A 13,275-nucleotide genomic window follows, 5' to 3' on the forward strand; every position below is an offset into this window, starting at 1 on the left:
AAGATTAATCAGGTTCTATTTATTACAACTGAAGAAAATCGAACCTAATTTTTAAGGTACTCGCTGTTTTTAAAAGCGATATCCAATTTTGAGACTCAGATAGGGTATCGTGTTAATACCTCTCTCCTTATCGTTCCCAAAACCAAGTCCTAAACCTAACCCTGCTTCGTAATTAAAATGATTACCAATATTTCTTCTAATACCCCAAGTTGGTGCCAGTAGTAGATTGTTTAGTGAATTTTTATCATCTTCTGAAACATCATAAAAATGATAGCTCGATCTAAACGACACGTAATTTCCACTATTACCATCTATTCTTTTACCCTTTTTCGCTCGTGCTTTCAGATTATAATACCAACGTGGTTCTAACGCTAAAGCAGGTGCAATATTCGCTGTGTTAGGGCCTCCTAAACCAATTTCACTTCGCAAAACAATTTGATTGAATAATTTTAGCTCATTATGAGTCCATATATTCAAAACTCCAATTTGAATACCAAAAATTGATGTTTCTACTGAAGCTTCTTTTATATTCTGTGAAAACCCAAAATAAGGGCTAGGAAATAACAACAAGACAAAAACTACTTTTCTCATACTTAACATTAATTTGAAAGGTTTTATTAATAAGATTAAGTAGCGTTTTTACATTTTTACATTTTTGAATTACTTATGTAAAAGTATAAGTGTCAAAAAAATAAAAAGTAATTTTAAGTCAGGAGAAGTCCTGAAACAATGGAATATTACGAATCAGGACTTTTGTTGAAGTTTTCTGAAGGCTCCAGGAGACATTCCTAGAGTGGTATTGAAAGTTTTGTAGAAAGCACTTTTAGATTTAAAACCTGATTCCATACCAATAGCTACGATCGAATATTTATTAAATACAGGATCTTGTAATAGTTTTTTAGCAGCTTCAATACGATATTCATTTACAAACTGAATAACACTCTTACTGATTTCTTGATTTATGATCTGCGATAAATATCCTTCGCTTGTTCCCAAGCGATTTGCTAAATCTAATCTACTTAAAAGTGGATTTTTATATAACTCTTCCTCTTCCATTACTTTATATAATTCTGTAATGATTTTAGAAACGGTGGTTTCATTTATTTTCTTTTTCACAAAAGTATTAGTTGTTTTTTGTGAAACTAAATACTGGTGTATTTCATCTTTTTGGGCTATTATCTGTAGTTTAAAAACCCCATAATATAATATCCACCACGACAGAAAAGAAAGTAGTATCCACAGAAAACTGGTGATAAATTCTGAATCATATATATAAAGTTCTATGTTAGATAAAAGCCAACAAATAATAATGCATATAATAAAAAGGTTGAGTCTTAATAACCAACGCTTTTTTTCTATAGAAATCGTATTTGCTTTTTTTATCAAATATCTCCCCCAAAAAATTAATAATACATTATATAAAAAAGATAATTGATCCTTAATATCATATGTTATTGCATCAAAATCAGGATTGTAAATATTTAAAACAATATCAAAAAAAGAAACACCAAGTTCAAGAATTACAGAACCGATGAAAGGAAAGTAAAGCAATCTATACCATTTTTTTGTAAGATACTTATGTTCGATATGAATTAAAAAATATGTAAATAAAGCTACTGCAACCAAAAGCTCTAACATAATATTGTCTAAAAATTGTAAGACAAAATTCCCTATCTCATACCAACCTAAAAAGGTTAAACTTGTTAACAAGAATAGAGATAACGCCAGATATTTATTAGCACGACTTTTATAAAAAGAAGTGGTCACTAATGAGATACTTATAAAGTATCCAATAATTCCACTAACAATAATAGCGAGGTCTAATAGTTTTATATCCAATCCTTGTAAAAATTAATTATAACCAATTATACTCATAACGAATTTAAAAGTGTAGTGTTACATTATGTAATAATAAAAATTATAAAGACTTTATCTTTAAATGTAAGATTCCTGCTAAAAAATAGGACGGAAAGTATTATCAAAAGAAATAGTTAAATAATAAAACTTCTTTTTAAAATACATGTATCTAATAATGCACAGGTTGTAACTATGCATTTTATGATTTAAATTTAATATTACCTTTCTAATCTTAGAGTTGAATATTAAATTTTCTATTCTGTGATGGCATCTGCATTTTTATAAATTTCCTTTAATTCATCTACAATTGCTTCTGAAGGATTCTCCCACATACCTCTTTGGATGGCTTCTAACATGCGCTCTGACATATCTTTTAAAGCCCAAGGATTATGCTCTTCTATAAAAGCTTTATTCTCATCATCAAACAAATACCTATCTGTAATTTGTTCGTACATAAAATCCTCTATTAGATTCGTGGTGGCATCATAAGCAAAAAGATAGTCCATAGTAGCTGCCATTTCAAAGGCGCCTTTGTAACCATGTTCTTGCATTCCTTGCATCCATTTAGGGTTTATAACTCTTGAACGAAATACTTTCAGTAATTCCTCTTTCAACGATTTTATCTTCGGATTCTCAGGTCGAGAATGGTCTCCAAAATAAGTGTTGGGTTGACTTCCTTTTATCGTATTTACAGCTGCCGTCATTCCTCCTTGAAATTGATAATAGTCATCAGAATCTAGAATATCATGTTCTCTATTATCTTGATTTTGCATTACTACTTCAATATTCGATAATCGTTTTTTGAAGGTTTCGTGAGCAGATTTTCCACTGTTACTTTTTCCGAAATAGGCATAACCACTCCAATTGATATAAGCTTGTGCTAAATCACCCGAGGTTGTCCAGTTTTTACCGTCAATTAAACCTTGTAATCCTGCACCATAAGCACCTGGTTTTGAACCAAAAACTCGATACAAAGCACGTTCATTAGCCTGCTTTTCGTCTAAACCTTCTTCTTGCCATTGCCGTTTCTCTTCATCAAATCGTTTTTTTATAGGATTCTGTTCATTAGTTTCATCTAAAGAAGCTACTTTTTCAACAGCGGCATTAAATAAGGAAATTAAATCCGGAAAAGCATCTCTAAAAAATCCAGAAATACGAAGCATTACATCTACTCGCGGACGTTTTAATTCTAAAATAGAAAGTACTTTAAAATCTTTCACTCTTCGATTGCTTCCTTGCCAAACAGGCTGTACACCAATTAAAGCCAAAGCTTGTGCAATATCATCACCACTGGTACGCATGGTAGATGTTCCCCAAACCGATAAACCAATTGAAGTTGGATACTCACCATTTTCTTGTAAATAGCGGTCAATAATATTCTGCGCACTTTTTTGCCCTAATTGATAAGCAGCTTCCGAAGGAACGGTACGAACATCTACCGAATAAAAGTTTCTTCCTGTAGGTAAAATATCCAATCTCCCTCTAGTAGGAGCGCCAGAACCACCAGCAGGAATATATTGACCGTTTAATCCTTTAATTAAATGTGTAATTTCATTTCTTGTTTTGTGCAAAACAGGCAATGTATGTTGTTGTATATAGGCTAATATCTCTTGTGCATATTCACCTAGGTTTTCGTTTTGATTATTACTCACTAATTGACCAACAAGGTTTTTAGCTTTGTTCTCTAGAAGCTCTACTGCTTGCCCATATGTACGACATGAAATACCGAAAATTTCTTTTTCAAAAAGACCTGCATAAGAAACATCTATCGGATCAAAATTCAATTGTAAATCCTCAGCTAAACATTGTGTAATTCCTTTTAAATTACCTTGAGGTAAACGATGTAAAGCAACAATTAAATCCGCTAATTTTTCTTGCCTAGGTAACACTCCTAAAATATGCAATCCACCTCTAATTTGAGATTCCTTGAGTTCACATAAATAACCATCAATAACTTCTAATAGAGCATCGATATCTTTTCCATCTTGATTTAAATCACTTTTCAGATGGGTTTCATTTACAAGGTTTTCAATTTTAGTTTTAATTAATTCAGCTCTTCTTTTATCAACTAAAGCAGATTCATAAAATTCATCAATTAACAATTCTAACTTTAATAAATCACCATAATTTTCTGCTCTTGTCATTGGTGGAATTAAATGGTCTAATATAATCGCCTGATTCCTTCTTTTAGCTTGTGTTCCTTCTCCCGGGTCATTAATAATAAAAGGATAAAAATGTGGAATCGCTCCTAAAATAGCTGCAGGAAAGCAGGTTTCTTTGCTCAAAGCAACACTTTTTCCAGGTAACCATTCTAAGTTTCCGTGTTTACCAATATGCACTAAAGCATCCGCCTTAAAACTATGTTGCAACCAAATATAATAGGCTAAATAAGCCGGTGGTGGAGGTAAATCTGGCGAATGATAACTGGCTTGTAAATCTAAATTATAACCTCTACTGGGTTGGATACTTACTAATACATTTTCAGAAATAAAGCCAGGAATTAAAAAATAACCTTTTTGATAATTAGGAGACTCATTTGGATTTCCCCATTGTGCTTCAATGGTATCCCTAAGAGTTTTTGAAAGCTGATTGTAATACTGATAAAAAACAGCCTCGTCTAATTTAATAGCGTGGCGCTCGTTTAAGGTATTTATCGATTCTACATTATTAGTAACCGAGTTGGTTAATTTATCTATTAGCTCTTTGGTTGTTTTAGGAAAATTAGGTGCTAATGCATAGTTTTCATGAGCCAATTGCGCTAAAATTTGCAAGGTGCTTTGTGGAGTATCTAACCCCACACCATTCGCCAAACGACTGTTGTTATTCGGATAATTAGGTAATATTAATGCGATTTTCTTCTCGGCATTCGTTTTCTGCTGTAAATTAATCCAAGCTTTTGCCATTTCGGCAACAAACTGGCAACCTTCTACATTAGGCGCATAAGAAACTACTTCGGAATCGGTAAGTGTGTCTTTTTCTATGGACTCTTTAAAGGAAATGACTTTTGATATAATTTTACCATCCACTTCTGGCAAAGCTATATTCATAGCGATATCGGTAGGTGGTAGCCCAAAATTTCCTTCGAGCCAACTTTCGCGATTACAACTTCCTATAATAGCTTGAATAACGGGTACGTTAAACACATCGAACAAACTTTGTGCGGTGTCATGAAAACCTTGCACACTAAAACCTGTAGTATTAATAATAATTTGAGGTTTTTCTGTTTGATGCATTTTTAGTAAATCAAATATTTGTTGCTTAATATCGTGTTCGCGATAGCCAGCGGCCATTAAAACAACTGTTGAAATATTGTGTGATTCTAAAGCATCAATAATACTATGAATAGGCGCTAAATTATTGGATAAATAATAACTTCGATATCCAAAAACAATAGCTTTTTTTCTCTTTAACGCAGGGGATTGTGTACTATAAATCCCTTCTTTAGGGTGATATAAAAATAAATCAGGAATGGTTTTAATAGCATCAGGTATTACTGTTGCATCCGTAATTCTATTGCTAATTAATTGTAAAGCAGCTTGGCAATTTTCAATACCACCAGCTTGCATGTACTTCCAGATTAAATCGACATCTTTTAACGGAATATTAGAAGATTGCATCAACTCTAAATCTGGTTTATTATCACCTGGCAAAAACAATAATTGGATATCGTTTTCTTCGCAACATTCTGTAACCGCTTCGCACAAATAATTGTAATAGGCTTTTCCTCCCAACAATTTTAATACTACAATTTTTGCCTCAGCAATCACCTCATCGATATACGTATCTATCGTTAATTCTTGTTTAAAATAACTAAGATTTGCAAACCGAAATGAGGGTGCTTTTTCTACTGCATTATGAATTAACTTATAAGCATTATTCATCATAAATAAATCAGAATCTGCGGAAGACAAAAAAACAATGTCTCCTGGAGATTGATCAATATAAAAAACTCCTTCATCATTAGGATTCCAGCCACCTGGTATCGTAGATATTAAATGCACGTCTTATGATTTTTATGAAACCTAAATACTATTGATTTACAATGGAACAGCAAATTATTCATCTATTAATGAGAATGGGCATGTCCGTGATTGTGACTATGTGAATGAGTGATCATTTTATTTTCTTTGGTTAGTTCTATATTACGACCAATAACCACTATACTTGTTTTACGAGTTTCATTAGTTCCCCAAGATCTTTCGAAATAATAATCGAAACGAGAGCCTACACCTTGTAAAACCATACGCATGGGTTTGTTAGGGATATTTACAAAACCTTTAATTCTATAAATTTCATGTTTCTCTACAAGTGCTTTTAAATCTTTTACTAACGCTTTAATATCTGCTGTTTCAGGGTATTCTAATAAAACCGTTTTAATATCATCATTATGGTGGTGGTGATGTCCGTGTTTATGATGCTCTTCGTGAATAGAATGACGATTATCTACATCATCTTCTGCAGAGGCCTGAATACCTAATAAAATAGAATTATCTAATTCTCCTTTTACAACAGGAACAATTTTAGTGTTTGGTCTTGCTTTCTCTGTAACTATTTTAGTGATGGCTGAAAAACTTTCATCATCCACCAAATCTCTTTTACTTACTAAAACTAAATCAGCACAGGATAATTGGTCTAAAAACAATTCTTCAATTGGTGTTTCGTGGTCTAACGTATCATCCGCCAAACGTTGCGCTTGCACACGTTCTCTATCGCAAATTTCTCCAGTGGCAATTCCAACAGCATCTACTACAGTAATTACAGAATCTATAGTAATATGAGGTTTTAAATCTGGCCAGTTTACTGCCTTTACTAAAGGTTTAGGCATAGATAAACCCGAAGTTTCTATCACAATATGATCAATTTCTTCTTTACGCTCTAACAACTGTAACATAGACGGTAAAAACTCTTCCTGCACCGTACAACAGATACATCCGTTGGGTAATTGAATTAAATTGCAACCATCATCATCACATTCTGAAGATGCTATTAATTGTCCATCTACATCTACTTCTCCAAATTCATTTACCAAAACAGCGATACGCTTTCCATTAGCGTTCTTTAACATGTTATGTACTAAAGTCGTTTTTCCTACGCCTAAAAATCCGGTAACTATGGTAATTGGTATTTTATTCATTTCTTTAAATTATAAGTTCTTAATGATGAATTGTATGTTTAAATTATTAGTATTGATAATACTATGTTGTTTTCTTCTTCTTACGCTTATATAAAAATAAATTCCATTTTTCTTCCGCAACACCGTGCTTGTCCATTTCTGCTCTTGCCATTGTGAAAAACAAATCAGACATTCTGTTTACATAACTCATAATATAATCGTGTACGCACTCTGGGTCCTCTTGCATTAAGGTAACCAACGTTCTTTCTCCTCTTCTTACCTGCGTTCTACAAACGTGACAAAGTGCGGAGATTTCGTTTCCACCTGGTAATAAAAAATAATCAGAAGGAGAACTAATACTATCTTCCATTTCGTCTAACCATTGTTCACAAAATTCAGCACCATCTTTAGGTTCTGGATTAGGGTTTTCTTTTTTAGAATCCGATGGCCTTGCTAAATGCGACATCATATTCATCATATCTTTTTGAATACGATGTAGATTGGGTTGCCATTCGTGATCATTTTCTAATTTAGAACGCAGTAACCCAATGGTAGAATTCACCTCATCTAAGGTTCCGATACATTCAATTCGTGCAGAATTTTTATAAGTTCTTTTGCCTCCAAAAACTCCGGTAGTTCCTTTGTCTCCTTTTCTTGTATAAATCTTCATACGTTACTTATTTATTGGCACCGCCAAAGGGTATAATACCCGAGGTTTGCCTCGAAATTAAAATTTAATTACCTATCAATGTCTCGCGGACTTTCCCCGAGGTAGTTTACTTGGTTAATCAATTGTAATAATTTTTCTGATGTACCAAAATAGTGATGTACATAAGAACCCATTACCTTATTTTTTTTATGAATTTTTGTGGTAGTTTCACCACCTCTTGCGTTTGTAATCATAACCTCTATAGTCGTTTCATTATCATTTACTAAGCTTGAATAATGAAACTCATGTCCTTTAAAAGTATGACCATTAATTTTGCAGGTGCGGTATCCTAAATGCAATTTTTTATTAGCGATTGTCGATTCAAAATCAAAATAATTAACCATTTCAAAAGCCTCATTATTTTCAGATATCATAAACTTTCCTAAATACATCATGCCCCCACATTCTGCATAGATCTGACCATTATTCTGAGCAAATTCTTTAATACTAGAAAGCATCGCTTTATTACTAGACAGTTCTCCTAAATAGGATTCTGGATAGCCACCTGGTACATAGACAAAATCACAATCAGGAAGCATAGCATCGTGCAAAGGACTAAAATAGGTTACTTCACCTACCTCTTTCATTGCTGAAATATTCTGAGGATATATAAAGTTAAAGGCTTCATCTCTGGCCACTGCAAATTTTATGTTCTTGCCTACTGTTGATTTCTTTTCTGAAATAGCTTTTGGTACTACTTCTTTTGAAGCTTCTAAAATCGCTTCCCAATCAACCGTTTTATCTAATTGAGTAGCTATTCTGTCAATTACACTATCAAACTTTTCAATTCCTTGTATATTTAAACCTAAGTGTCTTGACGGAATTTCAATATTTTTTAAATTAGGCAGGTACCCAAAACAATCTATACCAATATCTTCGCAAGCTTCTTTTAACATAGTGTAATGTCTTTCTGAACCTACTCGGTTAAACACAACTCCCATTATTTTTACGGCTGCATCAAAATTTGTAAAACCTTGAATAAGCGGAGCTACAGAATAAGCAACTGCTTTAGCATCAATCACCATTAAAACAGGTGTTTGTAGTTTTTTTGACATTTCGGCGGTACTACCTTGGTCTTTTTTTGCACCATCAAACAATCCCATAACACCTTCTATGCAATTAATCTGAGTATTATTTCCATAGAAATTTAAACTGTTATTTATTTCAGCTTGAGTCATCATAAATAGATCTAAATTGACACCTATTTTTCCACTAGCTAATTCATGAAATTTTGGATCAATATAATCTGGCCCGACTTTAAAAGGTTGGACTGCTCTATCTTGACGATTAAACAACCGCAATAATCCTAAAGTAACAGTAGTTTTACCAGCGTTACTACTTGGAGCAGATATGATAAATTGTTTGCTCATCCTATGGTATGTGTTGGGATTTCAGAAACTGTTGTTCTTACTAAAATTTCGTAATTAGCCTGAATGCGATTTGCTAATTCTTGAGCAACTCCAACTTTCACCATCCCTTTTTCTGCATCAATTATTTGAGTCCTATGTATTCCTTTACAATAGGTTTGAAAAGCTAGTACTATATCTTCTAATATATGCGTTGCGTTTAATTTCCCATCCGTAATAATATGAAGATTGTGATGAAACGCTATATCTGCACAAATCCCTTTTATTTCTTTAAAACCAGCAATTAAATTGGTCTTTCCTCCCGTTTTAAGACCTGCTAATACAATTTCTATTTCTTTTAATATTCCCGTTTGATTTAGAATATGTTGTGCTTCACCATCAAATAAAGAAATAATAGAGAATTGCGTGTTTTGTTTTTTCGATTGTTCTGCAATTTTATGCACAGCACCTTTGGCATATGCTATGATTTCATCTTTAAGCATAGAGCCACTAGAATCTATTAAAAAGATATGATGCTGTTTCAAAAAGTTGCTCTTCCTTTTGGTTTTTAATTCAAATTTATCTGTGGCTACATATTGACTTACTGTCTTTTTTGTATCCGTAGAAGTAACATTTCCTTTGCTGTTTCGAATTGAATTTTGATTATCAATTGTATTTGCTGTTATTTCTTTTGGCTTCCTAAATTCGTTTTGAGGAGGTAGAATATTTATTTTTTCTTCTTTATAAATGCCTGTTTTAGAAGGAGTTTGCTCTTGTTGATTATGTTGTTTTTGTGATGAGTTTTGTTGGTTCGACGGATTGCTTAAACGTCTATGATTTAATACAAAATCGGCAATTTTATCTACTGACTCTTTGGTAACTTCTGATCCATTTTGATATGTAGTATAGGCTCTTGCTGTTTTTAATAGTAAGATATCTGCACGCAAACCTTCTACTTGATGCTGAATAGCTAGTTCACTACAATATTCAATAATCGAATCATTTACTTTTACAGATTTTAAATTGTTTTTAGCAATCTCTATTTGTATTGCTACCTCTTCATCTTTATTTTTATAATTAGTGACAAATTCGACAGGATTATCATCAAACTCAAAACGTTGTTTGATGATTTTTTGACGCACTTTAGGATCTGTAGGTGTTGTTATATTGACGCTTAATCCAAAACGATCTTTTAATTGCGGCCTTACATTTCCTTCCTCAGGGTTCATAGAGCCCACCAAACAAAATTGACTTTTAAAATAACGAGATACGCCTTCTCTTTCTACATAATAGCTGCCAGAGGCGGCGGCATCTAATAAGATGTCTGTAAGGTAGTCTTGTAGTAAGTTAACTTCATCTACATATAAAACACCTTGGTGCGCTTGTGCCATTAATCCCAGGTTAACAACTTCTTTTTTAGCATTAATTAATTCTTCCAAATTAATACTTCCAATAAGTCGATCTTCTGTAACACCCATAGGTAAATTCACAAAAGGATAATGTTCTTGATGACTCATTAGATTTGTTAACGATCTAATTAACGTGGTTTTTCCGGTTCCTTTATCACCAATAGCTAATACTCCTCCAATAAGAGGATCAATTAAATTTAATATAAGTGCTAGCTTAAAATCATCTTGACCAACAATAGCCGAAAAAGGAAAATTGATTTGTTTTTTGTCTTGTATCATAATACCGTACTATTATTATAGATCCATATCAAACCAATAATTATTGACGCTAATCCAGCAATACCGTTCATCCACTTGAAAATAGATAAATTACGTTCTAAAAACCGACTCATCACAACAATCAAAACATAACTATATACTCCCATTGCTACAATGATCCCTATGGATTCTATAGCTAAAACAAGAAGCGCATCTCCAATTGTAGCACTGCTTAAGACTAGCGCAGAAGTTAATGCACCACCAGTACCTGCCAATCCGTGTAACATACCAATCCAAAACGATCTATTCATTGGATTTACGGCTATTTCTTCACCTTTGGTTCCATGTAAATGAATTGGGTTAGAAAGTTCATGTTCGTGAGGTTCAATTTTTTTATGATCTTTTACCATTTCATTAATAGCGTGATTTCTTCTAATGGCTACAATACCTAACCAAATCATAATAGGACCAACAGCTAATTCTGCATAAAACGAAATATCATGTACCACTAAAGTGGCCATACTTTTAAAAAATAATGCCACTCCTCCAAATAGTAATAAGGTAACCGAATGGCCAAATGCCCATTGAGATGCTTTGAATACTGATTTAAAGCTTACCTTTTTTTTATTAATAGCATTCTCCGTAGCTAGCACAGAAACTGCTGTTACGTGATCTGGCTCAAAAGAGTGTAAAATCCCCGCCATCAAAGGTCTAATTAAAGAAGTAAAAGTCATTTTTTATTATATTTAATAAATGTTCCGTTTTTATGAATAAGGTAAATATCGAGCGTTACCTGTTTAATTTTTACATGTGTATGCTGATAACAATGTTTTAATAGCAACTGAAAAAAAGAAGAGTCTTGCTCAAAATCAAATAATTCAATCAACCGTCCAGCCATATTTAAGGATTTGATTTTATCTGCATCCTTATAACCAACCTTTTGCGCTAATTCCACTACAAAACCTTTATTCCAACTAGAGACACAACTATGCGTATCCGTAACTCCACCAGCTAGTTTCACAGCCTTGCCCAACATAATGCCAATACTTACTCTTTCTATTGATGATTGATTAATTTTATTGAGGGTCTCTCCTATCCAGTTTCCATAATGGATAAAAGCGTATTCTGGTAAATAATCGAATTTACTGGATAAATATTTTTCACTTCTAGCACCAGAATTAATAACCAATTCTGTTACCTTGTTTGCAATAGCAACATCAATTCCTTGTTCTATACTTGCTATATAGGATGACGCAGAGTAAGGCTTCACAATTCCGGTTGTTCCTAAAATAGAAATCCCATTCATGATACCTACTCTTTCATTAAGGGTTCGTTTGGCTAATTTTTTCCCATCAGTAACATAAACAGTAACAGATACACCACATTCTAAATCGTAATCGTGCAATAGTTTTTGAAGAGCGCTAGTTATCATTTTTCTTGGAACAGGGTTGATAGCAGGTTCGCCAATAGCAAGCTCTAAACCTTCAAGAGTAACTGTGCCAACACCTTCTCCAGCAATAAACTGAATACCTTTTTCTCGTGTTAATTTTAGCATACAACCTATCTCTACCCCATTGGTAACATCTGGATCATCTCCAGCATCTTTAATTACTGAACAATTGGATGTGCTTTCTGTAAACTCGCAATGGTGAATAGGTATTTCGAGGATTTTATCTATAGGTAAGTATACTTTAACAACTTTACTTTTTTTCTGGTGAATAATAGCCTTCAAACCTGATTTAGCGGCAGCAGTAGCACAAGTACCCGTTGTAAACCCATCTCTTAATGGACCTTTTGGAACTTTCCTTAAACTCATACTACCTCCGTTTTAGAAATAAGCAACTCCAATTCATCAATAGTATATACTATCTTAAAGTACTCCGGTATTTTAGGTTGCTTAATAATAATAATTTGTGCATTTGTTTTTAAAGCCGCTTCAATTTTTGTACTTAAAAACCCACTGCTTCCAGTTTCTTTGGTTAAAACAACATCGATCTGATGCTTCTTAATTAAGTCTATTTCTTTTTTCAGATCTGAAGAAGGCAAACCTAAAATCAACTGTTCTTTTGGAAAATCACTTTCTGCTGCAATTGCTAATGATTCAGGTCTGTTTAATATTCTAAAACACGTAGCGTTTTCCTTCCACCAAGGTGTTAATCTTTTAATCGATTGTACTCCAGTTAGCGCTAATACTCTTTGATTTTCTTGCAATAACTCTAAAGCCTCATTATATGTGTTGACATAAGACACTAATGAATGTGCTGTTTTAGAGAGTAATTGTCGTCCAAAGCGTATTACAGGTATTTGCATACGTTCAGCAACTTTGGCTATGGTATTATGTAATAGTTCTGCAAATGGATGAGAAGCATTAACAATTGTTTTTATAGAGTTATCTATGATGTATTTTTCTAATTGCTTTTCATCTAAAGCGCCATATCTGTAACTGGCAATTTTAGTGGTTATAAAAGGAATGTTTGTTTTTGTAGAATACACGAAAGGCAGCGCAATACCTTCTAATAAAGTGGCTGTTTTTTTACCTTCTGTTGTACCTCCAAAAACTAGTGTCATTTTGTTTCTTATTGA

The 13,275-nt window shown here is 33.1% G+C and carries 10 protein-coding genes; all 10 read right to left on the reverse strand.

The features are described from left to right. Nucleotides 1–69 precede the first annotated feature (69 nt). Complete coding sequence (locus J8L88_RS07795; RefSeq protein ID WP_211060427.1) at nt 70–591, reverse strand: hypothetical protein; 522 nt, start codon at nt 589–591, stop codon at nt 70–72. A gap of 153 nt (nt 592–744) precedes the next feature. Further along, a complete protein-coding gene (locus J8L88_RS07800; protein WP_211060428.1) occupies nt 745–1,839 on the reverse strand; it encodes an AraC family transcriptional regulator in 1,095 nt (364 codons plus the stop codon). A 272-nt stretch (nt 1,840–2,111) separates the two neighbouring features. Beyond that, complete coding sequence (cobN, locus tag J8L88_RS07805; protein WP_211060429.1) at nt 2,112–5,858, reverse strand: cobaltochelatase subunit CobN; 3,747 nt, start codon at nt 5,856–5,858, stop codon at nt 2,112–2,114. Between the two features lie 65 nt (nt 5,859–5,923). Then, complete coding sequence (gene cobW / locus J8L88_RS07810) at nt 5,924–6,991, reverse strand: cobalamin biosynthesis protein CobW (protein WP_211060430.1); 1,068 nt, start codon at nt 6,989–6,991, stop codon at nt 5,924–5,926. 61 nt (nt 6,992–7,052) lie between these two features. Then, complete coding sequence (locus J8L88_RS07815) at nt 7,053–7,640, reverse strand: cob(I)yrinic acid a,c-diamide adenosyltransferase (RefSeq protein WP_211060431.1); 588 nt, start codon at nt 7,638–7,640, stop codon at nt 7,053–7,055. 68 nt (nt 7,641–7,708) lie between these two features. Next, on the reverse strand, nt 7,709–9,049 hold the full coding sequence (locus tag J8L88_RS07820; RefSeq protein ID WP_211060432.1) for a cobyrinate a,c-diamide synthase: 1,341 nt from the start codon (nt 9,047–9,049) through the stop codon (nt 7,709–7,711). Next, nucleotides 9,046–10,713, reverse strand: a complete 1,668-nt coding sequence (locus tag J8L88_RS07825) for an AAA family ATPase (protein WP_211060433.1) — start codon at nt 10,711–10,713, stop codon at nt 9,046–9,048. The genes J8L88_RS07820 and J8L88_RS07825 overlap by 4 nt, the downstream gene beginning before the upstream one ends. After that, complete coding sequence (locus tag J8L88_RS07830) at nt 10,710–11,426, reverse strand: hypothetical protein (RefSeq protein ID WP_211060434.1); 717 nt, start codon at nt 11,424–11,426, stop codon at nt 10,710–10,712. The genes J8L88_RS07825 and J8L88_RS07830 overlap by 4 nt, the downstream gene beginning before the upstream one ends. Next, nucleotides 11,423–12,508, reverse strand: a complete 1,086-nt coding sequence (cbiD, locus tag J8L88_RS07835; RefSeq protein ID WP_211060435.1) for a cobalt-precorrin-5B (C(1))-methyltransferase CbiD — start codon at nt 12,506–12,508, stop codon at nt 11,423–11,425. Before cbiD ends, J8L88_RS07830 begins: the two co-directional genes overlap by 4 nt. Continuing rightward, nucleotides 12,505–13,260 (reverse strand): precorrin-6A/cobalt-precorrin-6A reductase, encoded by a 756-nt coding sequence (locus J8L88_RS07840; protein WP_211060436.1) that lies wholly within the window; start codon nt 13,258–13,260, stop codon nt 12,505–12,507. The genes cbiD and J8L88_RS07840 overlap by 4 nt, the downstream gene beginning before the upstream one ends. Nucleotides 13,261–13,275: the final 15 nt, after the last annotated feature.

Source organism: Aquimarina sp. MMG015 (assembly GCF_018100855.1).
GTDB lineage: Bacteria > Bacteroidota > Bacteroidia > Flavobacteriales > Flavobacteriaceae > Aquimarina > Aquimarina latercula.

Bases quoted from the DNA above. Each gene is read 5' to 3' on its own strand.
- J8L88_RS07795 (WP_211060427.1), bottom strand. From the start codon at position 591: ATGAGAAAAGTAGTTTTTGTCTTGTTGTTATTTCCTAGCCCTTATTTT.
- cbiD (WP_211060435.1), bottom strand. From the start codon at position 12,508: ATGAGTTTAAGGAAAGTTCCAAAAGGTCCATTAAGAGATGGGTTTACA.
- J8L88_RS07830 (WP_211060434.1), bottom strand. From the start codon at position 11,426: ATGACTTTTACTTCTTTAATTAGACCTTTGATGGCGGGGATTTTACAC.
- J8L88_RS07820 (WP_211060432.1), bottom strand. From the start codon at position 9,049: ATGAGCAAACAATTTATCATATCTGCTCCAAGTAGTAACGCTGGTAAA.
- J8L88_RS07815 (WP_211060431.1), bottom strand. From the start codon at position 7,640: ATGAAGATTTATACAAGAAAAGGAGACAAAGGAACTACCGGAGTTTTT.
- cobW (WP_211060430.1), bottom strand. From the start codon at position 6,991: ATGAATAAAATACCAATTACCATAGTTACCGGATTTTTAGGCGTAGGA.
- J8L88_RS07840 (WP_211060436.1), bottom strand. From the start codon at position 13,260: ATGACACTAGTTTTTGGAGGTACAACAGAAGGTAAAAAAACAGCCACT.
- J8L88_RS07825 (WP_211060433.1), bottom strand. From the start codon at position 10,713: ATGATACAAGACAAAAAACAAATCAATTTTCCTTTTTCGGCTATTGTT.